The organism is Embleya sp. NPDC050493 (assembly GCF_044458105.1).
GTDB lineage: Bacteria > Actinomycetota > Actinomycetes > Streptomycetales > Streptomycetaceae > Embleya.
The window spans coordinates 12,943-38,307 of sequence record NZ_JBITHP010000027.1 but is presented as its reverse complement, the minus strand read 5'-3'; the positions used below and the strand labels follow the sequence as shown (position 1 = coordinate 38,307).

Annotated in this window: 28 protein-coding genes; 16 read left to right on the top strand and 12 right to left on the bottom strand. The window is 73.2% G+C overall.

Annotated features, from left to right (window positions below; all coding sequences use genetic code 11):
* Positions 1–37: 37 nt before the first annotated feature.
* Positions 38–865, bottom strand: coding sequence for an MOSC domain-containing protein (locus ACIBM5_RS36705; RefSeq protein ID WP_396011041.1), 828 nt, complete (start codon positions 863–865; stop codon positions 38–40).
* Between the two features lie 220 nt (positions 866–1,085).
* A complete protein-coding gene (locus ACIBM5_RS36700; RefSeq protein WP_396011040.1) occupies positions 1,086–1,928 on the bottom strand; it encodes an SDR family NAD(P)-dependent oxidoreductase in 843 nt (280 codons plus the stop codon).
* Between the two features lie 98 nt (positions 1,929–2,026).
* Here ACIBM5_RS36700 and ACIBM5_RS36695 point away from each other — a divergent pair, with 98 nt between their 5' ends.
* Positions 2,027–2,716 (top strand): HAD family hydrolase, encoded by a 690-nt coding sequence (locus ACIBM5_RS36695; protein ID WP_396011039.1) that lies wholly within the window; start codon positions 2,027–2,029, stop codon positions 2,714–2,716.
* Between the two features lie 31 nt (positions 2,717–2,747).
* On the opposite strand, the gene ACIBM5_RS36690 is transcribed toward ACIBM5_RS36695, so the two are convergent.
* The gene (locus ACIBM5_RS36690; RefSeq protein ID WP_396011038.1) at positions 2,748–3,440 is read right to left on the bottom strand and encodes a TetR/AcrR family transcriptional regulator; all 693 of its coding nucleotides are present in this window, start codon (positions 3,438–3,440) and stop codon (positions 2,748–2,750) included.
* A 201-nt stretch (positions 3,441–3,641) separates the two neighbouring features.
* On the opposite strand from ACIBM5_RS36690, the gene ACIBM5_RS36685 reads away from it, so the two are divergent.
* Complete coding sequence (locus ACIBM5_RS36685; protein WP_396011037.1) at positions 3,642–5,249, top strand: MFS transporter; 1,608 nt, start codon at positions 3,642–3,644, stop codon at positions 5,247–5,249.
* A 101-nt stretch (positions 5,250–5,350) separates the two neighbouring features.
* On the opposite strand, the gene ACIBM5_RS36680 is transcribed toward ACIBM5_RS36685, so the two are convergent.
* Positions 5,351–6,214 (bottom strand): phosphotransferase family protein, encoded by an 864-nt coding sequence (locus ACIBM5_RS36680; protein ID WP_396011036.1) that lies wholly within the window; start codon positions 6,212–6,214, stop codon positions 5,351–5,353.
* Positions 6,215–6,561: 347 nt separating this feature from the next.
* Here ACIBM5_RS36680 and ACIBM5_RS36675 point away from each other — a divergent pair, with 347 nt between their 5' ends.
* Entirely contained in the window at positions 6,562–7,716 is a 1,155-nt protein-coding gene (locus tag ACIBM5_RS36675) for an SMI1/KNR4 family protein (protein ID WP_396011035.1), read from the top strand.
* A 197-nt stretch (positions 7,717–7,913) separates the two neighbouring features.
* On the opposite strand, the gene ACIBM5_RS36670 is transcribed toward ACIBM5_RS36675, so the two are convergent.
* On the bottom strand, positions 7,914–8,180 hold the full coding sequence (locus tag ACIBM5_RS36670; RefSeq protein ID WP_391582207.1) for a helix-turn-helix domain-containing protein: 267 nt from the start codon (positions 8,178–8,180) through the stop codon (positions 7,914–7,916).
* Between the two features lie 48 nt (positions 8,181–8,228).
* Here ACIBM5_RS36670 and map point away from each other — a divergent pair, with 48 nt between their 5' ends.
* On the top strand, positions 8,229–8,996 hold the full coding sequence (gene map, locus ACIBM5_RS36665; protein ID WP_396011032.1) for a type I methionyl aminopeptidase: 768 nt from the start codon (positions 8,229–8,231) through the stop codon (positions 8,994–8,996).
* Positions 8,997–9,056: 60 nt separating this feature from the next.
* Here the strand turns inward: map and ACIBM5_RS36660 are convergent, their stop codons facing one another.
* Entirely contained in the window at positions 9,057–10,040 is a 984-nt protein-coding gene (locus ACIBM5_RS36660; protein ID WP_396011031.1) for a Gfo/Idh/MocA family oxidoreductase, read from the bottom strand.
* A gap of 227 nt (positions 10,041–10,267) precedes the next feature.
* Between ACIBM5_RS36660 and ACIBM5_RS36655 the strand changes: the two genes are divergently transcribed.
* Both ACIBM5_RS36655 and ACIBM5_RS36650 read left to right on the top strand, forming a co-directional pair.
* Complete coding sequence (locus ACIBM5_RS36655) at positions 10,268–11,050, top strand: L,D-transpeptidase family protein (protein WP_396011030.1); 783 nt, start codon at positions 10,268–10,270, stop codon at positions 11,048–11,050.
* A 22-nt stretch (positions 11,051–11,072) separates the two neighbouring features.
* Positions 11,073–11,597: an HD domain-containing protein gene (locus ACIBM5_RS36650; RefSeq protein WP_396011028.1), complete on the top strand. Its 525-nt coding sequence runs from the start codon at positions 11,073–11,075 to the stop codon at positions 11,595–11,597.
* Positions 11,598–11,676: 79 nt separating this feature from the next.
* Here the strand turns inward: ACIBM5_RS36650 and ACIBM5_RS36645 are convergent, their stop codons facing one another.
* Positions 11,677–12,420 (bottom strand): SDR family NAD(P)-dependent oxidoreductase, encoded by a 744-nt coding sequence (locus tag ACIBM5_RS36645; RefSeq protein WP_391582202.1) that lies wholly within the window; start codon positions 12,418–12,420, stop codon positions 11,677–11,679.
* 72 nt (positions 12,421–12,492) lie between these two features.
* Between ACIBM5_RS36645 and ACIBM5_RS36640 the strand changes: the two genes are divergently transcribed.
* The 3 genes from ACIBM5_RS36640 to ACIBM5_RS36630 all read left to right on the top strand — a co-directional run bounded on the left by ACIBM5_RS36640 (position 12,493) and on the right by ACIBM5_RS36630 (position 15,155).
* Positions 12,493–13,104, top strand: a complete 612-nt coding sequence (locus ACIBM5_RS36640; RefSeq protein WP_396011026.1) for a GNAT family N-acetyltransferase — start codon at positions 12,493–12,495, stop codon at positions 13,102–13,104.
* A 101-nt stretch (positions 13,105–13,205) separates the two neighbouring features.
* Complete coding sequence (locus ACIBM5_RS36635; protein ID WP_396011025.1) at positions 13,206–14,189, top strand: acyltransferase domain-containing protein; 984 nt, start codon at positions 13,206–13,208, stop codon at positions 14,187–14,189.
* A gap of 165 nt (positions 14,190–14,354) precedes the next feature.
* Positions 14,355–15,155 carry an APH(3') family aminoglycoside O-phosphotransferase gene (locus ACIBM5_RS36630; RefSeq protein ID WP_396011024.1) on the top strand — a complete coding sequence of 267 codons (801 nt, stop codon included), beginning with the start codon at positions 14,355–14,357 and terminating at the stop codon, positions 15,153–15,155.
* Between the two features lie 163 nt (positions 15,156–15,318).
* Here ACIBM5_RS36630 and ACIBM5_RS36625 read toward each other — a convergent pair whose 3' ends face one another.
* Positions 15,319–15,927, bottom strand: coding sequence for a TetR/AcrR family transcriptional regulator (locus ACIBM5_RS36625; protein ID WP_396011022.1), 609 nt, complete (start codon positions 15,925–15,927; stop codon positions 15,319–15,321).
* A 215-nt stretch (positions 15,928–16,142) separates the two neighbouring features.
* Between ACIBM5_RS36625 and ACIBM5_RS36620 the strand changes: the two genes are divergently transcribed.
* The 5 genes from ACIBM5_RS36620 (at position 16,143) to ACIBM5_RS36600 (ending at position 20,204) form a co-directional block, all read left to right on the top strand.
* Positions 16,143–17,030 (top strand): virginiamycin B lyase, encoded by an 888-nt coding sequence (locus ACIBM5_RS36620; protein ID WP_396011021.1) that lies wholly within the window; start codon positions 16,143–16,145, stop codon positions 17,028–17,030.
* A 248-nt stretch (positions 17,031–17,278) separates the two neighbouring features.
* Positions 17,279–17,464, top strand: coding sequence for a hypothetical protein (locus ACIBM5_RS36615; RefSeq protein WP_391582196.1), 186 nt, complete (start codon positions 17,279–17,281; stop codon positions 17,462–17,464).
* 54 nt (positions 17,465–17,518) lie between these two features.
* Positions 17,519–18,256 carry a hypothetical protein gene (locus ACIBM5_RS36610; RefSeq protein WP_396011020.1) on the top strand — a complete coding sequence of 246 codons (738 nt, stop codon included), beginning with the start codon at positions 17,519–17,521 and terminating at the stop codon, positions 18,254–18,256.
* Complete coding sequence (locus tag ACIBM5_RS36605) at positions 18,253–19,197, top strand: DUF6895 family protein (protein ID WP_396011019.1); 945 nt, start codon at positions 18,253–18,255, stop codon at positions 19,195–19,197. Before ACIBM5_RS36610 ends, ACIBM5_RS36605 begins: the two co-directional genes overlap by 4 nt.
* Positions 19,194–20,204 (top strand): serine hydrolase domain-containing protein, encoded by a 1,011-nt coding sequence (locus ACIBM5_RS36600; RefSeq protein ID WP_396011018.1) that lies wholly within the window; start codon positions 19,194–19,196, stop codon positions 20,202–20,204. The genes ACIBM5_RS36605 and ACIBM5_RS36600 overlap by 4 nt, the downstream gene beginning before the upstream one ends.
* Positions 20,205–20,456: 252 nt before the next feature.
* On the opposite strand, the gene ACIBM5_RS36595 is transcribed toward ACIBM5_RS36600, so the two are convergent.
* Both ACIBM5_RS36595 and ACIBM5_RS36590 read right to left on the bottom strand, forming a co-directional pair.
* Complete coding sequence (locus tag ACIBM5_RS36595; protein WP_396011017.1) at positions 20,457–22,148, bottom strand: dihydroxyacetone kinase family protein; 1,692 nt, start codon at positions 22,146–22,148, stop codon at positions 20,457–20,459.
* A 174-nt stretch (positions 22,149–22,322) separates the two neighbouring features.
* On the bottom strand, positions 22,323–22,664 hold the full coding sequence (locus ACIBM5_RS36590; RefSeq protein ID WP_391582191.1) for a S26 family signal peptidase: 342 nt from the start codon (positions 22,662–22,664) through the stop codon (positions 22,323–22,325).
* A gap of 309 nt (positions 22,665–22,973) precedes the next feature.
* Here ACIBM5_RS36590 and ACIBM5_RS36585 point away from each other — a divergent pair, with 309 nt between their 5' ends.
* The gene (locus tag ACIBM5_RS36585) at positions 22,974–23,618 is read left to right on the top strand and encodes a LysE family translocator (RefSeq protein WP_391582190.1); all 645 of its coding nucleotides are present in this window, start codon (positions 22,974–22,976) and stop codon (positions 23,616–23,618) included.
* A gap of 73 nt (positions 23,619–23,691) precedes the next feature.
* On the opposite strand, the gene ACIBM5_RS36580 is transcribed toward ACIBM5_RS36585, so the two are convergent.
* Positions 23,692–24,396, bottom strand: coding sequence for an MOSC domain-containing protein (locus ACIBM5_RS36580; RefSeq protein WP_396011015.1), 705 nt, complete (start codon positions 24,394–24,396; stop codon positions 23,692–23,694).
* 152 nt (positions 24,397–24,548) lie between these two features.
* On the opposite strand from ACIBM5_RS36580, the gene ACIBM5_RS36575 reads away from it, so the two are divergent.
* The gene (locus ACIBM5_RS36575; protein ID WP_396011014.1) at positions 24,549–24,707 is read left to right on the top strand and encodes a hypothetical protein; all 159 of its coding nucleotides are present in this window, start codon (positions 24,549–24,551) and stop codon (positions 24,705–24,707) included.
* Positions 24,708–24,845: 138 nt separating this feature from the next.
* Here the strand turns inward: ACIBM5_RS36575 and ACIBM5_RS36570 are convergent, their stop codons facing one another.
* Positions 24,846–25,223, bottom strand: a complete 378-nt coding sequence (locus ACIBM5_RS36570) for a VOC family protein (RefSeq protein ID WP_391582187.1) — start codon at positions 25,221–25,223, stop codon at positions 24,846–24,848.
* Between the last annotated feature and the right edge of the window lie 142 nt (positions 25,224–25,365).

Genomic DNA, 25,365 nt, shown 5'->3' with positions numbered 1-25,365 from the left:
CGCCGCCGCGGCGACCGGCGGCCGACCGACCGCCGTGCTACAGCTCGGCCGTACCCCACTCGGTGACGACCAGTTCGTCGCCGACCGCCACCTTGCCGGGGCGCAGCACGGCGAACTTGCCGCCGAAGGCCACCCCGCCCTGCGGTGCGCGCCGGTAGCCGGCGAAGGTACGCAGCGGTTCGGGGCCCGCCCTGGTGCCGGTGTCCTGGTCCACCAGGGTCACCGCGCAGCGGATCGCGAGCTTGGCGTAGCCGAGTTCGGCCTCGCCGACCGTGCACCGGCGGACCCGGTCCTCGGTGTGCGGGTCGGCCCAGCCCTCGACCACGACGTTCGGCCGGAAGCGGGCCATCGGCAGCGGCGGCGCGCCGCGCTCGCCGAGACGTGCGTTGAGCACATCAAGCGAGGTGCGCGAGAGCACGTGCAGCGGCGAGCTGTCGGCATAGCCGGCCGTGCCCGGGATCGCCCCGTCGGTCACCCGCTCGTGCTCCGGCGGCACCCGCACCAGCCTGCTGTCCGCACCGAGCGCCTGGGACAGCCAGTGCGCGGCCGCGTCGCCCTGGTCGATGCCCCGGAAGGGGTTGCCGAACAGTTGCACGTCGCGCCGGGGCCCGCCGGTGTCCACGTCGATCGTCACCGGGTCGGCGCCGGGTCGGCGCAGCGTCAGGCGCTCGCCGCCGGCATCGATCTCCGGGCGGATCGGCGCCAGTTGCGGATCGCGGCGCTGGGTACGGAAGACGCCGTCCGCGTCGACCACCATGAAGGCACGATCGTGGGCGAGCCCGGCGGGGGTCAGCAGGGCCCGATCGCACGACGTGCCGGCGCAGCCCTTGATCGGATAGCAGATCAGTTCGACGACTGTGGCCATGGCGCGACCCTATCGACGGCGGTCCCGCTCGGCCGCGCCGACCACCCGGCGACCGGCGCCGCGCCCGCCCCGCCGTCTCGCGCCGGCCGCTCGTGCCTCCCGCCCGAGAGGCCGACGCGACACGACGCGACAGGACGCGACGACCCAGGGGGCGCACTCGGCCGCTCGGGCGGGAGAACGACACCACGCGATGACGCGACGGCCGGGGCGTTCGAGCCGCTCATGCCTCCGTCGGGTGCAGTTCCTTCCAGACCCGCTGTGCGAACACCGTCTTGCCCGCGTGGCGATCGGCGTCGGCGGCGGTGGCGAGCCAGCCGACGATCTCGCCCGGGATCTCGGGGCCGGCCGCGGTGAAGTTGGCCTGGAGGTGGCCGCTGGTTCCGCGCGCCTTCTGCGACTCGGTGAGCACGAAGCCGGGGTCGACGTTGAACGCACGCAGCCCGCGCTCGCGATACTCGGCGTGCAGTACGCCGGCGACCCGCCCGAACGCGGCCTTGGACGCGGCGTAGGCGACGCCCCAGCCACCCGCGCCGGCCGGGCCGGGCGGGTCGAGTCGGGCCGAGCCCGAGGTCATGTTCACCACGTGGCTGCGCGGGTGTTCGAGCAGGTGCGGCAACAGCCGCTGGATCAACACGAGTTGGTGCAGGTAGTTGCCCACGAGCAGGTTCTGTGCGGCCTCGATCGGCAGGTCGAGGATCCGGTCCATCGCACCGGGTCCCTGGTGGATGGCGTTGTTGAAGAGCAGGTCGACCCGGCCCCAGGTGTCCAGGGCCGTGTCGCAGGCGTCGAGGATGGAGCGTCGATCCATCAGGTCCATCCGGATCGGCAGTGCACGCCGCCCCAGCGCCTCGATCTCGCCGGCGGTGGTCTCCAGGCTGCCGGGGATCGCGAACGGCGTCGGGTCCGCCGTGGAGGAGGTGGGCCCGCCGCGACCCTCGCCCTCGTGCACGGTGCGGGCGGTGAGCACCACGTCGTAGCCGGCGCGGGCCAGGGCGATGGCTCCGCAACGGCCGATACCGCGACTGGCGCCGGTGACGAGGGCAACGGGAGTGTGGTGAGGCATGCGCCGACCATGCCGGATTACCTTGACAGAATCCAGTAAATCCTCACGGGAACTCCACCCGGCCCGGCCCCGACAGCGCGCGGCCCTAGGCTCCGTTCATGATCAACTCTGTTCGACTCGTCATCTTCGACTGCGACGGCGTCCTCGTGGACAGCGAGCCGATCGCGATCCGCGTACACGTGGCACTCGGCGCCGAGCACGGCTGGCCGCTCACCCCCGCCGAGGTGATCGAGCGGTTCGTGGGCCGCTCCTCGGTGTCGATCGCCGAGCAGATCGCCGAGCGCGTCGGGGCGGACGCCGCCGCCGAGTGGACGCGCGGCTTCGAGCGCCTGCACCGGATCGAGGTGGACACCGCGCTCAGTCCGGTCGACGGCATCGAGTACGCGGTGGACACTCTCGCCGAACTCGGCCTGCCCACCTGCGTGGCCTCCAGCGGAAGCCACGAAAAGATGGCGCACACCCTGGGCCGCACCGGCCTGTACGACCGCTTCGCCGGCCGGATCTTCAGCGCGAGCGAGGTCGCCCACGGCAAGCCCGCGCCCGATGTGTTCCTGCACGCCGCGGCCCGCATGGGGATGGCCCCCGAGCAGTGCGTCGTGGTCGAGGACAGCATCAACGGCCTGCTTGCGGCCCGGGCCGCCGGGATGCGTTCGTTCGGCTACGCGAGCGGCCTGATCGCACCGCACCTGCTGGAGGGCGCGGGCACCACCGTGTTCACGTCCATGCACGACCTGCCCGCCCTGATCACCGACCCGGTCCGCCCCCGGGAGACCACGCCGTCGGCGTGATCGGCGAAACAGCCCGCGCCGGGTCCCGGGCCTAGGCCCCGTCCGCCGCCTCGGCCTCGTCCGCGGCCGCGACCCGCGTGACCACCTCGGTCGCCCGGGCGGCCGGTACGCCCAGGGCCACCAGCGAGGCCACCGCCTGGTCCACGGCGGTCACCCGCACGTCCGCGTTCACCGCCTGGAGCAGCGCCACACACATCCCCTCCAGCGCAACCGCCAGCACCGGCGCGGGCAGGTGGTCGGCGAACACTCCGGTGCGCTGACCCGCGGCGATCAGTTCGATCGAGCGGTCCCGCACGGGGGCCAGCATCGCCGGGATCCCGCCGTCGCCCAGATTGCGCTGGGCGAAGCTGATCAGCAGCCGATACCGGTCGCCGCCGCGCCAGGCGGCGAGATCGAAGCGGGCCACCGCCTCCTCGGGTGAGTCCCCGTCCCGCATCGCGCCCTCGACCGCGCCCAGGATGTCCCGCCGCGCCTCCTCGGCCAGCCCGGCGACCAGCGCCTCACGGCTGGGGAAGTGCCCGTACACGGTGCGCCGCACCACGCCCGCCGCCCGCGCGATGTCGTCCATCGACGCGTCCGCGTCCCGGATCAGTTCGGTCCGGGCCACCGCCAGGATGCGCTCCCGGTTGGACTGCGCATGGCGCCGGCGCGGCGGCGCGGCGGCGCCCGCCTCCGCATGGCCGGCCGCGGCCGGAGCCTGCCGGGCTCCCGGTGTCGTCTGCATCGCGCGTTCCTTCCTGGGGTGACCTGGAGCCTGCCAGAAATCCGCTCCCGACGGCACCGACTCCCGGGCCGAGTCGGCGAATCACCCGATTCGCACCGACTCGTTCCAGCTTATTTGCACAGCGTTGTGCAATCAACTAAATTGCACATCGTTGTGCAATTACTGCGGCTGCGCCGGCCGCCTGCTCCGAAAGGCGTTCCGATGTCCGTATTCGCCACCACGCCGGTCGATCGCATGGACCGGCCGTACTCCCGACGCTGGTGGGCGCTGGGCGTGCTCTGCCTGAGCCTGCTGATCATCGTCATGGCCAACACGTCGCTGATCGTGGCCGCGCCCGACATGACCCGCGACCTGGGCCTGACCGGTCGCGATCTGCAATGGGTGATCGACGCCTACACCGTTCCGTACGCGGCGCTGATGCTGGTGCTGGGCGCGATCGGCGACAAGTACAGCCGACGCGGTGCACTGATCACCGGCCTGCTGGTTTTCGCGGCGGGCTCGATCGGCGGTTCGCTGGTGCACTCGACCTCGGGCGTGATCATCGCCCGCGCGGTGATGGGTCTGGGCGCCGCGGTGATCATGCCCGCGACGTTGTCCCTGCTGGTCGCGTCCTTCCCGCGCAACGAGCGGGCCAAGGCGATCACCGCGTGGACGGCGACCTCGGGCCTGGCGATCGCGCTCGGCCCGCTGCTCGCGGGCCGGCTGCTGGAGAGCCACGCGTGGGGTTCCACGTTCCTGATCAACGTGCCGGTCGCGCTGATCGCGGTGGTCGCCGCACTGTTCGTGGTCCCGCCGTCCAAGGCGCACGACTACGGCCGGCTCGACCTGGTCGGTGGTGCGCTGTCGATCGCGACGCTGGGCTCGCTGGTGTACGCGATCATCGAGGGGCCGCACTTCGGCTGGGGCGCCGGTCCGGTGACCGCGCTGGTCGTCTTCGTCCTCGGCCTGGCCTCGTTCATCGCCTGGGAACTGCGGCATCCGCGCCCGATCTTCGACCTGCGCAAGTTCAACGAGCGGGTGTTCTCCGGCTCGATGCTCGCCGTGCTGCTGTTCTTCCTGGGCACCTTCGGTGCGATCTACTTCCTCACCCAGCACCTGCAGTTCGTGCTCGGGTACACCCCGCTGGAGACCGGCGTGCGACTGCTGCCGCTGGCCGGCGCGGTGTGCCTGGGCGCGATCGCCACCGGGCGGCTCACCCCGTGGCTGGGCATGCGGGTGACGGTGACCACCGGCATGGCGCTGGGCACGATCGGCGTGCTGTTGATGACGCGCATCTCGGACGGCTCCGGCTACGGCGACTTCCTGGCCCCGCTGCTGCTGCTCGGCGTCGCGATCGGGCTGAGCGTGTCGCCGTGCACGGAGGCGATCATGGGCTCGTTCCCGGAGAACGAACTGGGCGCGGGCGGCGGCGTCAACGACACCGCGGTCGAGTTGGGCGGCGCACTGGGCATCGCGATCCTGGGCTCGGTGCTGGCCACCTCGTACGAGTCGGAACTGACCAAGGCCGTCGACGGCAAGCTGCCGCCGGCCGCGATGGACGTGGCCAAGGACTCGATCGGCGGCGCGCTCGCCGCGGCCGAGCAGGTCGGCCACGTCGCCGGCCCGCAGCAGGCACACGCGCTGGTCCAGGCCGCCGACCACGCGTTCGCCCAGGCGGTCGCGCACACCAGCCTGGTCGGCGGGATCGTGCTCGCGGTGGGCACGATCCTGGTCGGCCTGATCCTGCCGAACCGCGCCCGCACCCAGGCGGCGCGCGCGGACGTGACGGGCGCGGACACGCCGGAGCGGGAGAAGGAGTCGGTGGGTTGAGCCACCGGTACGGCGCCGGGGGGGGGGGGGCGCCCGCGCCCCCCCCCCCCCCGCCCCCCCCGGCGGCTGCCCGGACCCCGGCCGCGGGCTCCTCGGCCGGGTCAGCCCTTGGGCAGGGTCCGTACCGCGCGTCCCACCCACGCCTCGAAGCGTTGCCACTCGACGAGTTCCTCGCGCGTCTCCGGCTCCGGCCAGTCGAGCAGCGCGTCGCCCGCGTCGAGCAGATCCCAGTAGGGGTGGTGGTCGTCGGTCCGGCCGGCCGCCTTCGCATACGCGGGCAGGAAGTCCTCGGCGACGGCCACCCCGTGGCTCAGCGCGAGATTGAGCCGGAACCGCGCCAGGTCGATGCCGCGTGGACCGACGCAGCCGGTGGTCCAGTCCACGACACCGGCGATCCGCTCGCCCAGCCACAGGAGTTGCTCGGCGTGGAAGTCCCGGTGGATGAAACCGGGTGCGGCGTACGGGGGTTGCTCGGCCAGTGCGGCGAACATCCGCTGCCACACGTGCGGGCGCGTGGTCCAGGTGGGCACGGTCCGCGCACCGTCGACCGCCGGGTCGTAGTAGGGCGCGTACTCCACCGGGTCGGCATCGGTCGGGTCCACCGCGTGGATGGCCGCCAGCAACTCGGCGGCGCACGACAGCAGTACGGCCGGATCGGCGGGCGGCGCGGGTGTGCCGGGAAGACGCGAGGTCAGCAGCGCCGGGGTCGCGCCCTCGAGTCGGGTCGCGATCAGCTCCGGCGCGGGGACGGCGGTGTCGGCGAGCAGCCGCAGGACCCGGGCCTCCCGCTCCGGCCGGTACCACGGGTCGACGGCAAGCCGATCGGCGTCGTGGAAGACCCGCAGGACCAGGTCGCCGACGACGTAGAGCCGGTTGGCACCTTCGCCCATGGGCTCGATCGGGACGTCGCCGACGATGTCGCGCAGCCAGGCGAGGGTCTCGTCGTTCGGCATGGGGACGGGCACGGACGGGGCTCCTGTTCGTCGGGGGTCGCTCCACGTGCGAGACCGAGCCGCGGTGTCGCCGCCTCGGCCACCACGTGGCGATCCGAGGCCAAGCCTGCCAGGATCGCCGCCGAGCTCGAACCGCACACCCGTCGACCTCGATCCCGCCGCTGCCCGGCGGCGTGCTCGGGGACGTCGCGACCGGCGGTGATGTTCGGCGTCACGGCGCTCGCCCGGCCCTGGCCGGACCCGCGTCGACCCTGTCCGACGACGCGACCCGAGCCCCGAACGGCCCTCGGCGCAACGCCCGTCACCGATCGTTGGCAGGATCTGGTGCCGCCGGACTATGTGTTCGAACAGTGGCGTGCATGGGGGATCGGGTGAGTGGGATGGACTGGCTTCCGTTTTTGCGGACGTGGAGCGAGGAGTGGATCGACGCACTGGAGCCGGAGGAGGCGGAGGTCTTCCCGCAGTCGGTGCGGGCGGCGGGCTGGCTCGGGTTCGAGCCGGCCGGCGAGGAGCGCATCCGCGCGCTGGAGGAGCGGTTGGCGCAGCCGTTGCCACCGTCGTACCGCTCGTTCCTGGCGGTCAGCGACGGGTGGCGCAACGTCGGCGAGTTCATCCACGCGTTGGGCTCGACCGAGCAGGTCGGTCGGTTCCACGAGTTGTCCCCCCAGTGGTGCCGGATTCTGCTCGGCCTGGAGGAGGACGAGCACTTCCGCGCCGTCTTCGGCCGTGCGGTGCAGATCTCGCTGGAGGGGGACGCCGCGGTGCTGCTGCTGGATCCGGGCGAGGTGGACGCCGACGGGGAGTGGACGGCGTACTTCCACGCCTCGTGGACCGGTGACGCGCCGCGGCGCTACGCCGGGTTCGCCGCGTTGATGCGGAACGAGTACCGCTCGTTCCACCGGCTGCGCAAGCCGGACAACGCGACCTCCCGGGCGTGGGAGGCGCGGATCGAGGAGGCCAGGGTGGCCTGCCTGGCGGGCGCGGTGGACGAGCCGCTCGCGGTGTTCGAGGAGGGCAGTGCGTTCGGCCGCCTTCGGGCGGAGTTGCTGCGCTTCCAACTGCACGCGCTGCTCGGCGGGTCGGTGGAGGCGAAACGGGCCTTCGCCACGATCGTGCGCGGCGAACAGGACGATCCGGCCCGACGCGTGTTGATCGGCCGCGAACTGGTGCCGGCCTTCGGCGCGTTGGACCGCGGCGAGCGGCGGCCGGCCCTGGCGCGGAGCATGTTCGAGCGCGAACTGGACGAGCTGCGCGAGCGGTTCGACGGCGCGGCACCGAACGATGGCGGCCCGAAGGGCCCGTGGGCGGACGTGCTCGCGCAGGCGCGCGCGTCGGCCGAGTCCGGTGCGGGGGACGCGGCGTGGCGCACGGTGCTGGCCGGGCTGGTGCACTGGCAGCCGCTCGGACCGGATCACATCGCGCCGGTCGCGCTGCTCGGCGACCCGGTGCTGGGCCCGCTGTGCACTCCGGAACGGGGTCGCGAACTGCTCGGCATCGCGCGAGCGGGCCGCTGACCGACGGCGGGCGGGAGCGGGCAAAGGCGCAGCGGAGCATTCCGCGGAGCCGTCGCCCCGCTCCCGCGCGTGCGTCGTCGGGCCGGCCCCTCGGGTGAGCCGTCGGCCCGCTGCGCCGCATCGGCGGGCCGGCGGGGAGCGCTGATCCGCCGACCGGCGCCCCTGCCGACTGAGCGAGCCCGAGCCCCCGATCGGCCCTACGCGGAGAGCGCGCCCGGATCCGGGATCACACAGGCCGCGGCGACCTCGTCCAAGGACAGACCCAGTTCGAGGGCGAGCGCGGCGATCGTGAAGAACGCGGGCGTGGGAGCGCGGCCGGTCTCGATCTTGCGCAGCGTTTCCGGGGACAGACCCGCCGCGACGGCGACGTGGCCGATACTGCGCTCGCCGCGTGCGCTGCGCAACAACGCACCGAGATGCAGGCCGCGCTCGCGCTCCAGCGGGGTCAATGGGGTTCGTACCATGCTCGTGATACTAATACCGGTATAAGAATTGGTCCAGGAGGGGACGTCGTGGTCGAGATCAAAACCCGAGCCGAAATCGCCGCGATGCGCGAGGCCGGCCGGATTGTGGCGAACGCCCTGGAGGCGACCCGCAAGGTCGCCGCCATCGGCGTTTCGCTCAAGGAGCTGGACGAGGTCGCACACGCGGTGCTGCGCGAGGCCGGAGCCACATCCCCGTTCCTGGCCTACAAGCCGTCGTTCGCTCCGGTGCCGTTCCCGGGCGTGATCTGCGCGTCGGTCAACGACGTGGTGGTACACGGCATCCCGACGGACTACCGGCTGCGCGACGGCGACCTGTTGAGCGTCGACTTCGGCGCCACGCTGCACGGCTGGACCGGCGACGCCGCGATCACCTTCACCGTGGGCACACCGCGGCCGCGCGACATCGACCTGATCGCCGCGACCCGGCGCGCGCTGGAGGCCGGCATCGCGGCGGCCGTGCCGGGCGGACGCCTGGGCGACATCTCCGCCGCGATCGGCACGGCCGCCCGCGACGCCGGCTACGGCATGCCGCAGGACCTCGGCGGCCACGGCATCGGCCGCACGATGCACGAGGACCCGCACGTACGCAACGAGGGCCGCCCGGGTCGAGGCATGCTGCTGCGCCCGGGGATGACCCTGGCCCTGGAGCCGATGCTGATCGCCGGCGGCAAGGACCGCTGCTTCACCGCCAAGGACGGCTGGACCATCCACAGCGCCGACGGCTCCCGAGCCGCCCACTTCGAACACACCATCGCCATCACCGAGCAAGGCCCCCGGATCCTCACCCTTCCGTAGCCGGGGCCCGCCCCGAGCGGGCGGCGAGCCCAGGCGGTCGTGTTCGGGGCGGGCGGGGAGCTATCCCACCCGCACCGGGCGTCCCTCCCGGCGGGACACCACGCACGCCTCGGCGACGGCCTGGGCGGCGAGGGCGTCCGGACCGGGGCACGGGCTGGGGATTCGGCCCGCGGCCATGGCGACGAACGCGGCGAGTTCCGCGCGGTACGCGTCGCCGAATCGGGTCAGGAAGTCGCCCTCGGTGACGCCGCCGCACGCGTGCGTCCCGTGTGTGCCCGCCAATTCGAGGCGTACGTCGTATCCCGGCTCGTGCCGCCGACCCGCGTGCGCGGTGCCGAGGGTGTCGTCGGCGAGGCGGAAGAGCACCGCGGACACGTCCACGTCGTCGTGTTCACGGAACACCGCCGCGCCCCGGTTCGCGCCGATCGCGGTCACCTCGACGATCGGCACGCCGGTGACCCACGGCACGATGTCGAAGTCGTGGATGTGCGTGTCCCGGTAGATGCCGCCCGAGGTCGGCACGAACTCCGCCGGCGGCGGCCGGCGGTCCACGCTCACCGCGTGCACCCTGGTCAGCGTGCCGAGCGTGCCCGCGCGCACCGCCGCCCGAGCCGCGAGGTACATCGCATCGAACCGGCGCTGGAAGCCCACCTGGAGTTCCGCGCCGCGGGCCCGCACGTACTCGACGACCTCACGCGCGATCCTCGGGTCGAGTGCGATCGGCTTCTCGCACAGGATCGGCAACCGCGCGTCCGCCGCCCGGCGCAACAGCTCCACGTGCACCGCCGTCGGCGCCGCGATCACGACCGCGTCGATCCCGCCGTACAGCTCGGGCACCCGCACGGCCTCGATCCCGGCCCGCGCGGCGAACGCCTCGGCCCGCGCGTGGTCCGCGTCCGCGACCACGACCCGCTCGACCGCCCCCATCCCACTCAGCGCCCGCGCGTGAAACGCCCCGATCCGCCCGACCCCAAGCACGCCGACCCGCATTGCTCCCCTTTCCGACATCCGCTCCCCTCGACCATCCCACCGGCCCGCCCGCACCCGACGACCGACCCCATCACCGTTTCCGCAGCGGCAGACACTTCGCCCGCCACAACGCCCGCCGCTCCCCAGCGCAGCGCCCGTCCCGGAGCCATCGCAGCACCCGCGCAGAGCCCACCCGCGCGTCCCCGAACGAGTGACCTCCGACAGGGCCGACCGAGTGGTGCCCCCGAACACACCCACCACCGTGCACGAATAGCTCGCGGAGAGCGGGTAGTCGTGGCCGAATGACGATCTCCCGACGCTCGCTGTTCCGCACCGCACCGATCGCACTCGCCCTGATGGCCGTGCCCGCCGCCCGGAACGCCTCCGCCGCCGGATCCGGTCACGGCAGCGACGCCGGCGCGTTCGCGGGTACCCCCGGCGGTCCCGCCCCCGACCCGAACGCCGTTCCGCTCCCGGGCCAACCGCCGCTCCCGGCCGGCATCGGCCCCCGCTGGGAAGCCGAAATCCCGGCCGAGACCACCCAGTTGTTGCTGGTCGTCGGCGAACACCCGGACAGCGACCGCGCCATGGCCTCGTTCTGGACCCGCCCATCGAGCGGTTGGCAGATCGAGTGCACACACCCCGCGCGCAACGGCCGGCTCGGCTGGACGCCCGACCACCGCGAGGGCGACCTCCGCTCGCCGATCGGCGTCTTCACACTCACCGACGCGGGCGGCCTGCGCCCCGACCCCGGCACCAGGCTTTCCTACGACCGGTCCGACGGCTTCGCCATCGAGGGCACCGGGTTCGCCGGCGAACCGCTCGCCGGCACCTTCGACCACGTGATCGCGATCGACTACAACCGGGTTCGCGGTACCTCGCCCCTGGACTCGACCCGCCCGCGCGGCGACGAGTTCGGCGGTGGCATCTGGCTGCACATCGACCACGACGGCCCCACCCACGGCTGCGTGACGCTGCCGCAGGAGGCGCTGCCGGAACTGCTGCGCGCACTGGACCCGGCGGCCCACCCGATCGTGGTCATGGGCGACGCGACGACTCTGGCCCTGGGCGGCCCCGCTTCCTGATGTCGGACGGGACTCCTACCCTGTGCGGGTGACCTCCGCCAAGCTCCGTCCACTGCCCGCCGAAGTGGCCGTCCTCCTGGATCAACTCACGCCCTGTCCGCGCCTGGTCGAACATCTGCGCATCGTGCACGACGTCGCGTACCGGCTCTGCGACTGGGTCGCGGCGAACCACCCGGGCCTGGCCTTCGACCGCGACGCGGTGCTGTTCGGCGCCGCCACCCACGACATCGGCAAGACCCTGCATCCGGCCGAGTTGGCCGGGCCCGGTTCGTGCCACGAGCAGGCCGGCTACGACCTGCTGACCGCCCAGGGCGTACCGCCCGCCCGGGCCCGCTTCGCCCGCACGCACGCAGCGTGGGATCCGAACGATCCGGACGAACTGCTCGTGAGCCTGGCCGACAAGGCCTGGAAGGGCAAGCGGGTCGCGGAGCTGGAACAGGCCCTGGTCACGCTGCTCGCGACCGCCTCCGGGCGACCGGAGTGGGAGACCTTCCAGGCCCTGGACGACTTCCTGACCACGATCGACACGGACACGCCGCTGTTCTGATCACCGCGAGACCCCGCATCGACCTCAGGCGTCGACCGCCGCGACCGTGCCGCCGCCACGGAGCACGTCCCCGGGTTGCTCAGCGCGGCAACCTGCGCCACAGCCGCCGCGGCATCACCCGCATGCCCGCGAACACCGGTCGCAGCACGGCGGGCACCCACACCTCGCCCTTGCCGCGCAACAACGCCCGGATCGTCGCGTCGGCCACCTGGTCCGGGGTGCTGGACAGCGGTGCGGGCGACATGCCCTCGGTCATCCGACCCACCACGAAGCCGGGCCGGACCAGCAGCAGGCGCACCCCGCTGCCCGCGAGCGCATCGGCCAGGCCGCTCGCGAAGCCGTCCAGACCGGCCTTGGCCGAGCCGTACACGTAGTTCGCGCGCCGCACCCGTACACCCGCCACCGACGAGAACACGATCAACCGGCCGTGCCCCTGCGCGCGCAGCACCGTGGCCAGGTGGGTCAGGATGCTCACGTGCGCCGTGTAGTCGGTGTGCACGACGGCGACCGCGTGCGCCGCGTCCAGTTCGGCCCGGCGCTGATCACCGAGGATGCCGAACGCGGTGACCACGATGTCCAGCGGCCCGTGCCGGGCGATCACCTCGTCCAGCATCGGCCGATGCCCGGCCAGGTCGTCGGCGTCGAACTCGACCCGATCCACGTGCCGGGCGCCGGCCTTGCGCAGCAGCGCCTCCTCGTCGTCGAGGTCGTAGCTGCGGCGCGCCGCCAACACGATGGTGCGCGCCCCGCGCGCGGCGAGCCGCTCGGCGACCGCCAACCCGATCTCACTGCGGCCCCCGAGGACCAATACGGTTCCACTCACCCGCACAGTCTGCCGGATCCGGCCGGTGGCCCCGCTCCCCACGATCCGCCCGGACTCAATAGCCTTGCGTCCGTGACGGTGAACACGAACGCGGATGCCTCGGCCGGGACCACGACGGCGGGCACGAACGCGAAACCCGACAGGGCCGCGGACGAGCGGCCGATCGTGCTGCGCGCACCGGACACCGTCGAGCAGGCGGTCGAGCCGCTGCACACGATCCTGGCCGAGCTGGTCCTGGGCGGCGCCGCACTCGGCTGGGTCGCCCCGCCCCCGCGCGCCGAGGTGGCCGCGCTGCTCACCGACCTGGCCGCGGCCCAGCGCGCCGGCAACGCGTCGGTGCGGTTCGCGTACGCGGGCGAGGAACTGCTCGGCTTCGGCTACTGGCGCCGCTACACCCGGCCCACCCATCGCCCGAATGCCGACCTGGAGAAGCTCGCGGTGGCCCCGTCGGCGCACGGTCGCGGCGTCGGCCGGTTGCTCACCACGGCACTGATCGAGGACGCGCGCGCCGAGGCGATCGAGATCCTCACCCTCGACGCCCGCGGGGACAACGCGAACGCACTCCACCTGTACCGCTCGCTCGGCTTCGTCGAGTACGGCCGGCTGCACGATTTCGTGGCGGTCGGCTCGGCCCGCTACGACAAGGTCTTCTGTTCCGTCGATCTACGCACACCCCCCGCGTGACCGGGTGGCGCGGGTCCGCGGGCCGGCGCCGACGCGGCGCACGGGCCGGGTCCGGCTCGGACGCCGATCGGAGCCGGTCGAACGGTTCGGCGCCGAGCGGCTTGGAAGCACTGCGTGCGGATCCGCGGTCGGCCGCGTGGGTGGACGGGTTGGCCGAGTTCGCGACCGGCGTCGAGGTGGTCCTGCCCGCGGACGACGACCTGATCGCGACGCTCCTGGACCTGTCCGTCCCGCACGAGGACTTCAACGAACTCGTCGCCACCCGGGCGGCACTGCTCGCCGATCCGGAACCGCGCGAGGTGTTCGAACGAGCCGTCCGGGCGTTGGTCGCGGGGATCGGCACGGTCGAGCGGCACCTGGAGGTCCCGCCGCTGCCGGCCGCGTGGGGTCCGGTCGGGCGCTGGTTCCACGTGTACGTGTTCATCGCGGCGCGCCCGTTCGTGCTGGCCTACCATCGCTCCCTCGGCATCCCCGAGGAGGTCTCCCGCCGCACGCTCGCCGACCTCGGCCGGCATGTCGCGGTGCACCGGCGCCGGCTCGGCATCGGTGGGTTGTTCGCGCTGCACTGGCCCGTACTGCACTTTCGCGGTGAGCTCTATCAGCTGGGCCGGCTGCAATTCCAACGCTCGTTCGTGCTCCAACGGGCCGCCACGAGCGCTGCCGAACGGGGCCTGGCGTACCGGCCGCAGGATCCCGCGCTCGCGCTGCACATCCCGGACTTCCACGGCCCGCTGACCCCGGCGGCCTGCGACGAATCGCTGCGTCTGGCCCGCGAGTTCTTCCCGCGGCACTACCCGACCGAGCGCTACCGGCTCGCGGTGTGCGGGTCGTGGCTGCTGGATCCGCAACTGCGCGAATACCTGCCGGAGCACTCCAACATCATCCGCTTCCAGCGCCGCTTCCACCTGTACGCCGAGTCGGACGATCGAAGCCCCGACGACGCCGCTCCGATCGGCTTCGTCTTCGGCGACCCCGACCTGCCCCTCGCGTCCCTCCCCCGCGACACCACCCTCCAACGCGCCATCGGCGACCACATCCGCGCCGGCCGACACTGGCACGTGCACACCGGCTGGTTCGAACTCTGACCCCACCACCGGACCTGCCGTCGAACACGAACCCCGCCGAACACACGACGAGGTCGCACGGTCCGTCGTGGGCTCGTCGTGCCGATTCCGGGATCACCCGCGATGCCTCGGAGCACGCGGGGAAATTCGCCGGCGGGAAGGCGTCCGGCGGGTGAGGATGGCGAGGTGACGAATGATCTTCGGCGCCGGTTCGCGGCGTATGCGTGGGAGCCGGTCACGGTCGGCGCGTCCGGAGCCGGTGTGCATCGGCTGCGTCGGCACGGTGAGGAGTTCTACCTCAAGATCGGCACGCCGAGCCCGCATCCGGATTCCGGGTTCCATCTCTCCGCCGAGGTGGCTCGCGGCCTGTGGGCGGCCGAGCACGGGCTCCCCGTCGCCGAGATCCTGGACCACGACGTCGAGGCGCCCGGCGGCTGGCTGCTCACCCGCGCCGTGCCCGGCCGCTCCGCGGACGACCCGTGGCCCGTCGACCGGCGCGACGCGGTCGTCGACGCGATCGCCGACATGGCCCGCACCCTGCACGAACTCCCGGTCGCGGATTGCCCGTTCGACCGCACTCTTGCGGTGACCATCCCGGCCGCCGAACACGCGGTCGCGGCCGGCCTGGTCGACCTCGACGACGTGGACGAACACCTCGTCGGCCGCACCGGCGCCGAACTCGTGGCCGAACTGGTCGCAACCACCCCGGCCGACGAGGACCCGGTCGTCGGCCACGGCGACTACTGCCCGCCCAACATCCTCCTCGACCCGGAAACCCTGCGCGTGACCGGCCTGATCGACCTCGGCCGACTGGGTCGCACCGACCGGCACGCGGACCCGGCCCTGCTCACCCGCAGCCTGCTCGACGACGACCACGCGCAGTACTCGCCCGCCCATGTGGCCCGCTTCCTGGCCCGCTACGACCCGCAGGGCACCCTCGACCCGAAGCGCCTGCGGTTCTACCGCCTGCTCGACGAGTTCTGCTGACCACCCGCCGCCGAACGAAGCTGCGGCCCGGTCCTCGGCCGGGCCCGGCCGTCGTGGGCGGGCTCTCCCGTGGCAGTCGAGCGTCTCCCGCGGCAGGCGCTCGACGGGCTCGTCGGCCGTCGGGGCGGTTTCCACCACGGGCCGCCCCGCGACAGCGGCCCGCTCACGCCTGGTCGCGGACGAAGACCCCGGCCCGCGCCGCCACCACCGCCGCGTCCGCCGAGCGCCGTGCCTGCCCGGCGCAGACCGGCTCGTTCGTGATGAACAACCGGTAGTAGAGCGCGCCCACGGCCGTGCGCACCACCTCGCCCGCATCGGTGCCCACCGGCAACTCGCCCCGCGCGATCGCCCGTTCGACCACCTCCTCGGCCTGCGCGAGCCGCCCCGTCAGGAACCCGTGCAGGGCTTCGCCCGTGATCGGCTCGTGCACCGCCGCGACCACCAACGCCCTTGCGGTGGGCCCGCGTTCGGGGTCCTCGAAGCCGTGCACCACCATCGCGGTGATCGCTCGCAGGTCGCCCTGCACGGTGCCGGTGTCCGGGAGCGGCCACGCCTCCTCCGCCGCCAGATCCAACGCGTCCGCGGCCAGCCCGGCCGCGTTCCGCCAGCGTCGATACACCGTGGTCTTGTGCACCCCCGAGCGCGCGGCGACGGCCTCCACGGTCAGTCCGTCGAAGCCCTTGTCCGCCAATTCGGCCAACGTGGCCCGCCGCACGGCGTCCCGCGTCCGCGCGGTCCGCCCTCCCGGCCGCGCCCCGCCGACGCCGCTCACGCGCCGCACCCCGGCCGGGCCGACCCCACCGGGATCCGCGTCGGCGTCCGTGCCGCCCACATCCGGGCCGACCAAAAGCAACCCAGTTGCATTAGTACTTCTCCATCCGTCACACTCATTCTAACGCAACCATGTTGCATTAGCTGCGACGAATGCTCCGCCCCCCACATCGCCTCACCATCGCCCGATCCGCCCGACCGAGGGAACAAGCTCGTATGACGACCGCCACCATCCGTGAATTCCCGCTCACCGGGCCCGAGTCCGGCCCGTACGCGATCACCCTGGGCCCGGACGGCGCACTGTGGTTCACCCTCGTGCACGCGGGCCGGATCGACCGGTTCGACCCGACCGGGACGCACACCTCCCACGACCTCGGCGACCCCGCATGCGGGCCGACCGTACTGACCGTGGGCCCCGACGATGCGTTGTGGTTCACCGAGTACAAGGCGCATCGGATCGGCCGGATCGACCCGGCCGGCGCGGTGACCCACTTCGACCTGCCCACCCCGGGATCCGGCCCGTTCGGCATCACCTCCGGCCCGGACGGCGCGCTGTGGTTCACCGAGACCGCCGCGAACCGGATCGGCCGGATCGACCCGGCCGGAAACGTCACCGGCTTCGCACTGCCGATCGCGGACGCGTTCCCGTCCGCGATCACCGCCGGCGCCGACGGCGCGCTGTGGTTCACTCTCAACGCCGCCGATGCGCTGGGGCGGATCGGCACGACCGGCGAGGTGACCGTGCATCCGCTGCCCACCAAGGGCGCCGCCCCGGTCGGGATCGCGGCGTCCGCGGACGGCTCGTTGTGGTTCACCGAGATCGGCGCCGGCGCGATCGGGCGGCTCGGCCCCACCGGGGAGTACCACCAATTCCCGCTGCCGGACCCGCAGTCTCGCCCGCACGCGGTCGCGCTGGACACGGCCGGGCACTGCTGGTTCACCGAGTGGGGCACCGGTCGGGTCGGCCGACTCTCCGGCGAGGGCACTCTGACGGAGTACGACTTGCCGACCCCCGCGGCCGAACCGCACGGCCTCGTCCAGGGTCCGGACGGCGCCATCTGGGTCGCCCTGGAAATCGGCGCCCTGGCCCGGATCGCCCCCTGAACGACGCCGAAACGCCGCTGGTGGGCACCGATTCACCCGGTCGCGGCAAACTCCGCGCGCACACCCGCCCCAAGGCCCCGCCGACACACCGCGCTCCCTGATGCGCCCCCGAACGCGCCCGCGCATACCGGAGAAGCAGGACACGCGACCCGTCACCAAATGATGCAAATCGTCGCAAAAAGTGCCTATGGTCGAGGCACGGGGGCATCGCCGAGCCCGGCGGTGAAGTCACGATGAGGGAGCACCCGATGCTTACTCAACACATCCGTCAGCCCGCGTCGGTCACGCCGACCCAGGCGGGTACCGTCGCGACGCTCATGATCGAGGAGGAGACGACCATCAGTGACGCGCCGCTGTTCGCACCGGAAGACATCGGTGGCGGACTGCTGGTGCTCGGCCTGCTGCTGTCGCCGAAGCCCCCGAAGGAGCGTTAGGCCGGACCGGATGTCCGTGACATCACCGGTTCCGACGGGAAGTTGATCACACCCATGCCCTTCGCCGACACCTCGCCACACGAGGACTACACGGCGGCGGTCGAGCGAGTGGCAGGCCGTGCCCTCGGCGTCCTCATGGACGTCGAGGGCACGGTCGTACCCGCCGGATTCGCCCCCGCCGATCCTCGCCTGGCCGAACCCCACGACCCCGACGCCGACTTGCCCGGCCTGCGCGTGCTGGGCTCCGACGCATTCGCCCCGCACGTGTTGCGCGGCACGCCGCTGCCGACCGATCAGGCCGAGGCCGCCGCCCGCGCGTTCACCGTGTTCCCGCCCGACACGCTGGGCGCCTCGCCCGATACCGCGTGGATCATCACGTGGCGCGACTGGGCCACCGCGCACACCCTGACCCGCTTCGGCCTGGCCGTGGACGTGCCCCTGCCGGGCGACGGCGCACAGGTCGCCGACGCCACGACCTGGCAGGCCTGGTCGGTGCGGATGGCGCAACTGTCCTCCCTGGCCCTGCCCGGCCTGGACGGCCCGATCCACGCCGCGGCGCGGCGCAACGCCGAGTCGCTGGCCCGCGGGGTGGTGCGCGCGATGTTGCGCCGCGACTACCGCACCGCAGCGCGGATCGCCCGCTGGCTCGCCCTGCTGGCCGCCGACGGCGTCGCCTTCCCGCTGGAGTTGCACCCGCTGCTGCGGCACGTGCGCCTGTTCGGCGGCGGCAGCACCCGCACCGTGCTCGACACCCGCATCGCCCAACACGTGACCGGACTGGAGGAGTCATGACCGGGGGAATCGTGCGCGGCGACGTGCTCAAGACCGCCCACACGATCGGCTCGCGGGCCCTGCGCTGGCTACAGGACAACGCCCGGTTCGGCCCGTTGCCCACGCACACCGTGGTCGACTTCAACGACCGCGACAGCGCGTACAAGCCGCTCGGCGAGATCGCGCTGGCGACCTCCCTCGTGTTGCGCGAGGGAGTCGCCGGACCCGGCGACCTGGCCGCCGCACGCGAGTTGATCGAGTTCGCGTGGGGGCAGTTCCGCGACGGGGACTTCCTGTACGAGCGCCAGGTGCGGCACCCTTTGGTGACCGATCCGCTGGAGACGTACGCGCACTTCGTCCGGGCCGGCATCCGGCACGAGCGGATGGATCGGCTGTGCGCGCATCTGGCCGAGCTGCGCTCGGTGCACGCGATCGAGATGTTGCCCAACCGCCGGCTCGCCGTGGCCAACGCCGGCCGGGTAGCCGGATTGGCCCGCCGGCCGGACTGGCCCGCGCTCGCCGCCGATTCGTGGCTGGGCATGACCCCCGAGCCGTGGGTGATCGACTGGATGACCGCGTACCACATGACGCACGCGGTGTTCCACATCACCGACTGGGGTGCGTACCCCGAACTGTTGCCCGCGGAGATCCGCGATTACCTGCGGGTGTGGCTGCCGGTCTGGGTGGACGTGTGGGCGGAGGTCGCCCAGTACGACCTGGTGGGCGAGTTGTTGATCGTCGACGCGTGCCTGGCCGAACCGGTGTGCGACGCCCAGGGGTGGCAGACCCTCGCGGCGGCGCAGCACCCGAACGGGCTGCTCCCGCGTGACGCGGATCCGGTGGACGAGGATCCGCAGCGGGCGTTCAAGGATCACGAGCACACGGCGGTGGTGGCGGTCGTGGCCGGCACCGTGACGCTGGCCCGTTCGCTGGGCGCCGCGCCCGCCCCCGCACTCGGGTGAGCGACACGAACGCGGCGCCGATCGCGCCGCTGCTGCGGGCCGCCCCGGCGGCGGGTGCGCTCGTGGTGGCCACCATCCGGGCGGGCGAACACTCGGTGGCGTGTCGCGGAACGGCGGTGGATGCCGACTCCCGCTTCGAACTGGGTTCGGTGACCAAGACGTTCACCGCGCTGCTGCTCGCCGACGCGGTCGCCCGCGGCGAGGCGCGGTTGGACGATCCGCTGATCACCTACCTGCCGCCGACCGCGCGCCCGCGCTGGTCCTCGAACATCACTCTGCTGCACCTGGCCACGCACACCTCCGGGTTGCCGCGGCTCCCGCGTGGCTCGCTGCGCACGGCGCTGCCGGCGTGGTACTCGAACCCCTACGCGGGCTACGACGAGAAGCGCCTGTTCGCGCTGCTGGGGCGGGCCCGGCCGCACGCGCGTCCGGGCACCCGGGTGTCCTACTCCAACCTGGGCGTGGGCCTGCTCGGACACGCACTCGCGCGCGCCGCCGGGCAGCCCTACCCGGATCTGGTGGTCGCCCGGCTGGGCGTGCCACTGGGCCTGACGATGACCACGTGTGACCCGAACGGGCCGCAGGTGACCGGGTATCTGCGCGGCCGGCCCCGGCCGCCGTGGCGGATGCCGGGGCTGCCGGCGGCCGGGGCGCTGCGCAGCACCGGGACGGACCTGACCCGGTATCTGGCCGCGCACCTGGATCCGACGGACGTGCGACCCGCCTCGCTCGCCGAGGCGTTGGTCCAGGTGCACCGTCCCAGGCTGATCGCGCCGCACACCGACGATCGGCTGTGTCTGGTGTGGAACCTGCGCCCGCGAACCGGTCACGATCTGCTCTTCCACGGCGGGGCGACCCGCGGCTTCACCGCATTCGTGGGCTTCAGTCCCCAGGCCGGGGTCGCCTTGGCCGCGCTGGCGAACACGGCGGCGGGACCGCGGGCGCCGTTCCTCCAGGTCGCGTACGAGTGCCTGCGCGACCTCGCGGCGACGGCGATGGCGGATTGAACCCGAGCGGGCCGCCCACGCAGCGGGGTTCGGGAGCGCGAACGGGCCTCCCGCGCACCCGGGTTCCCGAACGCACACGAGCCTCCCGCCCCGACGGGTCGGGCCCGTCGCGGACAGGGTCGGCGGCGGCGGCCCCCGAAGGCGTGGCCCGAACTCCCCTACCCGGCCGGGCGGACGGCGGATCCCGGCCGGGACGCCGTCGCGATTCGGGCGCCCGAGGGCGCGGTGTGTGCGGCCCGGCCGGGTCGGTCGTTACGCGCGCTCCGCCTCGCCGTCCAGCGATTCGGCGATCGCGCGGAGCCAGATCACCACGGCCTCGGCGCCCGGGTCGACGGTGCCGATCGCCCGGTCGCCGAGGTAGCTGCTGCGGCCCCGGCGGGCGCTGCGGCCGGCCGTCTCCTCGGTGCCGGCTGCGGCCGCGTCGATCGCCTCGGCCAGACTCGCACCGCCGACCAGCGCCTCGCCGGCCGGTACCAGGGCATCCAGCATGGTCCGGTCGCCGACCTGCGCACCACCGAGTTCGCCGATCGCCCGCGCGCCTGCGGCCAGGGCCTCGCGCCACCCGCGCGGCCCGGTGTCCTGCGCCACGGCCGAGGCCGCACGCAGGAGCAGCACCGAGTACAGCGGGCCGGACGTGCCGCCGAGCGCCCGCCGCACGGTGTCCGCCAGGCCGCGCAGCACGGCGGCCGGCGAACCGCCGCCGTAGCCCGGCAACTCGCGCCCGATCGCCTCGGCCCCGCGCGCGAGGCTGATGCCCAGGTCGCCGTCGCCGACGATCCGGTCCAGCTCGGTCAGGCGCGGTTCGGCCTCGGTCAGCGCCGCACACACGGCCTCGATCGCCCGGGTCAGGGGGGTCGGTTCGGTCAGCGGAGTGCCCGCGTCGGCGCTGCCGGGCGCGGGCGCGGCCGGCAGCACGGTGACCTCACCCAAGCGGCCCGCCACCGGGGTCGGCCAGGCGGGGGCCGAGGTGGCCGCGTCCAGTCGGGCCAACCGCGCGTCGTCGACCCGGAGCAGGGACAACGACATGCCGGCCATCTCCAACGCGGTCAGGAACGAGCCGCGCCAGGCCCGTTCCAGGACCAGGCCCCGACCCGCGAGGTCGCGCACGGCGCCCCGCAGCACGATGTCCAGCTCCATCGTGGGGGTGCCGCCGAGGTTGTTGACCAGCAACGCGACCCGGTCGCCGGCCGCGAGGCCGGTCTCCGCGACGATCCGATCGAGCAGTTCGGTGACGAACGTGTCGGCGGAGGCGATCTTGTCCCGCCGCACACCCGCCTCGCCGTGGATGCCCAGGCCCAGTTCGACCTCGTCCTCGCCGAGTTCGAACCCGGGTCGGCCGGCCGCCGGCACCGTGCACGGGGTCAGTGCCACGCCCATCGTGCCGACCGCGCCCGCCGCCGCCTCGGCCTCGGCCTTGACCTCGGCCAGACTCGCGCCGGACTCCGCCGCCGCGCCGGCCACCTTGTGCACGAACACCGTCCCGGCGATGCCCCGCCGTCCCGCGGTGTCGTCGCCGCTCGCGAGCGCCACGTCATCCGCGACCACGACGGTCTCGACCGCGATCCCCTCGGCCCGCGCCAACTCGGCGGCGAGCCCGAAGTTGAGCCGATCCCCGGTGTACGACTTGACCACCAGCAACACGCCCGCCGGCCCGGCGACGGTGCGGATCGCGGCCAGGATGGTGTCGGTGGACGGTGAGGTGAACACGTCCCCCGACACGGCCGCGGTGAGCATCCCGGGCCCGACGTACCCGGCGTGCGCGGGTTCGTGGCCGGCTCCCCCGCCGGAGATCACCGCGACTCGGCCGCGCTCGGCATGGGCCCGGGCGTCGGCGCGCAGCGCGACGTTCGCATCGGCCAGCAGCGCGATGTCGGGATGCGCGAGGGCCAGGCCTTCGAGCATCTCGGGCACGACGTCGCGGGCGGCATTGATCAGCTTCTTCATGGCTGAATCTCTACCTGGAAGCGCGCCGGACCAACCCCATCGGGGGGTCGTGGATCGTGTGCGACCGGGTGCGCGAGACCCGCGTGCCCCGGCGGGGCCGCAGCTTTCCCGACGCACCGAGGCACGCCGAGCCGCCGCCGGCCGACGGGCTGCGCCGGCCGCCGGCGGCGCGCACTACTCCATCGACACGGGCGCGCGCACCTTCCGGGACGCCCCCGGGCGTGGGACGCCGTCCACCGACACGCAGATCCCGTACACCCGGGCCTGCGACGTCCAGCCGTTGGCGCGGCCCCGGTTGTTGCTGATCTGCACGCGCGCGCGGGTGTCGTCCAGCGCGGAGACCAGGTGGAGGTACATCTTTCCGGCGACCCGGGCGAGCACGATGTCGCCGATTTCGAGGCGGGCCGGGTCGACCGGCGCGACGGTCACGAGTTGGCGACTGCGGATAAGCGGAACCATGGAGGCCCCGCGCGGGCGAAACTCGACGGTGGCGCCGTGCGCCACCTTGGCGGCCATGCTGTCCATCATCCCCATCGCGCACCAGGATGACGGATGGGCGCCGAGCCTGCCACGGGTTTTTTCCCGCCTGCGGGTGTCGGCCCGCACGCCCTCGTCGCGGCGGCCGGCGGCGCGGCGAACACCGTCCCCGGCCGCCGACACATCCACCGGCTCACGGATCCGGGGCGATGGGGGCCGATCCCGTGCGCCGGCGACCACCGGGCAACCCGGTTGCCGGGAAAAGCGGGGACCGGACAGAATTGCCCGACCAGCGAACGGCGGCGGCGAGGATTGCGGCCACTGCCCGTACCACCTGCGGGGGCGAGTGTGATCGAGACCAGCGCGATACTCGGGGTGAGCGCCGTGGCGCTCGGGATGGTGCTGACGCCCGGGCCGAACATGATGTACGTGACCTCGCGCAGCATCACCCAGGGTCGCCGGGCCGGCCTGGTGTCGCTGCTGGGTGTGGGGCTCGGCTTCCTGATCTACATGTCGATGGCCAACCTCGGCCTGTCAGCGGTGTTCCTGGTGGTGCCGGAGCTGTACACCGCGGTCAAGCTCGCCGGTGCCGGCTACCTCGGCTGGCTCGCGTGGCAGGCGCTGCGGCCGGGTGGGATCTCGGCGTTCGCCCCGCAGGAGCTCGCCCCGGACTCGAACCGGCGGCTGTTCACGATGGGTCTGGTGACGAACCTGCTGAACCCCAAGGCCGCGATCATGTACCTGTCGCTGATCCCGCAGTTCGTCGACCCCTCCGCCGGACACGTGCTGCTCCAGGGGTTCGCCCTGGGCACGATCCAGATTCTGATCAGTCTCGCGGTGAACACGATCCTGGTCCTGGCGGCCGGCACGATCGCGGTGTTCCTGGCCCGGCGGCCGTCCTGGCTGCGGATCCAGCGCTACGTGATGGGCACCGTCCTGGGCGGGCTCGCGGTCAAGTTGGCCACCGATCGCAGCCACCCGGCGGCCGCGTGACCCCGGGCGCCACGCACCGTTCCGGACCGACCGGGCACCGCGGCGGGAACGGGCGGGCCGCGCGGCGGGCCGGCTACTCGGCGCCCGGTGCGGGCAACAGGTCCGGCGGGGGTATCGCGGCGGTGCGCTTGTGGGCCACCTCGCGTACGTGGTCGGGCAGTTCCGCGACGTCGAGCAGCCGGGGCAGCAGGTCGGCCTCGGTGGTCAGGGCCCGGAAACACTCGCCGATGGTGAGGTCGTGGTGGGCCGGTCGGGAGGCGATCGTGATCGTGTCCCCCGCACCGATCTCGCCCGGTTCGATCACCCGCAGATAGGCACCGGGAAGCGCGCGTTCGGTGAACCTGCGCACCCATCGGCGCTCGTCCAGCCACAGCGCGAAGGTCGCACACGGTATGCGCGGGACGGACACCTCCAACAGCGCGCCGGCCGCGCCCACCCGCCACCGCTCGCCGATCAGCGCGGCCTCCAGGTCCAGGCCGGACGTGGTGAGGTTCTCCCCGAAGCTGCCGTTGCCCAGCTCGCGGCCGAGCTCCCGCGCCCACATGTCCAGGTTCTCGCGCGAATAGGCGTAGACGGCCTGATCGTTCCCGCCGTGGTTGTGCCGGTCGTACACGCCGTCGCCGACCAGCCCGCTGCCCAGTCCCCCGGGTCCGGATCCGGGCGCGCGCACGGCGACCGGATGATCGACGGGTCGTTTGTCGATTCCGGTCGTCCCGGCGCCGGACTTGGCCGGATTGGGGCGTGGCCGGGCGAGGTTCACCGAGATCACGTGCGACATGTCGGCAGGCTACCGGGCCGACGGCGGCCCGGATCGGGCCGATTGCGGCGGCGCCGACCGCGTATGCGGGCCGGAGTCGGGCAAATACCTGATATCGGCGCCCTCGGGGACGCCGGGGCCCGTCTGTCCGGGCTTCAGGGAGGGACCACGACATGAGTTCGCTGTCGAAGACGCTCAAGAAGATCCAGAGTTACATCCGCCGCAATCCGCGACAGGTCGAGCAGGGCCGTCGGCTCGTGCGCGACCGCCTCGGCCGCCGCCGCGGCGGTCGCGGGCAGGGCCCGGGCAACCCGCCGAGCAACCCGGCCTGATCCGACCGACCGGGGCGAACGCACCGCGCTCGCAGGCGAATCCGGCGCGTGCGCCCCGGCTCCCGCGGTCGAGCGCGCGCGAGGCGCCACGAAAGCCGCGACCTCGTGGTCATCCCCGCGGTCGGGCGGGAGCGGTGCTCATCCGATCAGGGTCCGCTTGGCCCGCACGACGCAGAATTCGTTGCCCTCCGGGTCGGCGAGTACGGTCCACGATTCGGTGCCGGTCTGGCCGACGTCCACGCGGCGGGCGCCGAGCGCGACGACCCGCTCGATCTCCGCCTCCCGCTCGCCGGGCCCGGCGCCCGGGGTCAGGTCCAGGTGCAGCCGGTTCTTGACCGTCTTGACATCGGTGACCGGCATGAAACAGATGCCGATCGGCGCGCCCGGCTCGGTCCCGATGACCACCTCGCGCTCGCGCTCCGACAGGATCTCCCACCCCAGGACGTCGGCCCAGAAACGGGCCAGGCCCGGCAGATCGTGTGCGTCGATGACGATGTGGTGCAGGGAAATGGCCATGCCCGCCATTGTGTGACGCGCCATCGCTCGCTCCAACGGAATTACCGCCCGCGGGCGGGCCCGGATCACCTGCCGCCCGGACACCGGCGCGAGCGCGTGTCGGCCCGGGCCCAAGGGTGCCGACCGGCACGTGCTCGACCCG

Coding starts and splice junctions, on each gene's coding strand:
- ACIBM5_RS36695 (WP_396011039.1), top strand. CDS start 2,027: ATGATCAACTCTGTTCGACTCGTCATCTTCGACTGCGACGGCGTCCTC.
- ACIBM5_RS36675 (WP_396011035.1), top strand. CDS start 6,562: ATGGGGGATCGGGTGAGTGGGATGGACTGGCTTCCGTTTTTGCGGACG.
- ACIBM5_RS36605 (WP_396011019.1), top strand. CDS start 18,253: ATGACCGGGGGAATCGTGCGCGGCGACGTGCTCAAGACCGCCCACACG.
- ACIBM5_RS36590 (WP_391582191.1), bottom strand. CDS start 22,664: ATGGCCGCCAAGGTGGCGCACGGCGCCACCGTCGAGTTTCGCCCGCGC.
- ACIBM5_RS36655 (WP_396011030.1), top strand. CDS start 10,268: ATGACGATCTCCCGACGCTCGCTGTTCCGCACCGCACCGATCGCACTC.
- ACIBM5_RS36700 (WP_396011040.1), bottom strand. CDS start 1,928: ATGCCTCACCACACTCCCGTTGCCCTCGTCACCGGCGCCAGTCGCGGT.
- ACIBM5_RS36615 (WP_391582196.1), top strand. CDS start 17,279: ATGCTTACTCAACACATCCGTCAGCCCGCGTCGGTCACGCCGACCCAG.
- ACIBM5_RS36595 (WP_396011017.1), bottom strand. CDS start 22,148: ATGAAGAAGCTGATCAATGCCGCCCGCGACGTCGTGCCCGAGATGCTC.
- ACIBM5_RS36610 (WP_396011020.1), top strand. CDS start 17,519: ATGCCCTTCGCCGACACCTCGCCACACGAGGACTACACGGCGGCGGTC.
- ACIBM5_RS36705 (WP_396011041.1), bottom strand. CDS start 865: ATGGCCACAGTCGTCGAACTGATCTGCTATCCGATCAAGGGCTGCGCC.
- ACIBM5_RS36690 (WP_396011038.1), bottom strand. CDS start 3,440: ATGCAGACGACACCGGGAGCCCGGCAGGCTCCGGCCGCGGCCGGCCAT.
- ACIBM5_RS36580 (WP_396011015.1), bottom strand. CDS start 24,396: ATGTCGCACGTGATCTCGGTGAACCTCGCCCGGCCACGCCCCAATCCG.
- ACIBM5_RS36570 (WP_391582187.1), bottom strand. CDS start 25,223: ATGGCCATTTCCCTGCACCACATCGTCATCGACGCACACGATCTGCCG.
- ACIBM5_RS36575 (WP_396011014.1), top strand. CDS start 24,549: ATGAGTTCGCTGTCGAAGACGCTCAAGAAGATCCAGAGTTACATCCGC.
- ACIBM5_RS36685 (WP_396011037.1), top strand. CDS start 3,642: ATGTCCGTATTCGCCACCACGCCGGTCGATCGCATGGACCGGCCGTAC.
- ACIBM5_RS36620 (WP_396011021.1), top strand. CDS start 16,143: ATGACGACCGCCACCATCCGTGAATTCCCGCTCACCGGGCCCGAGTCC.
- ACIBM5_RS36670 (WP_391582207.1), bottom strand. CDS start 8,180: ATGGTACGAACCCCATTGACCCCGCTGGAGCGCGAGCGCGGCCTGCAT.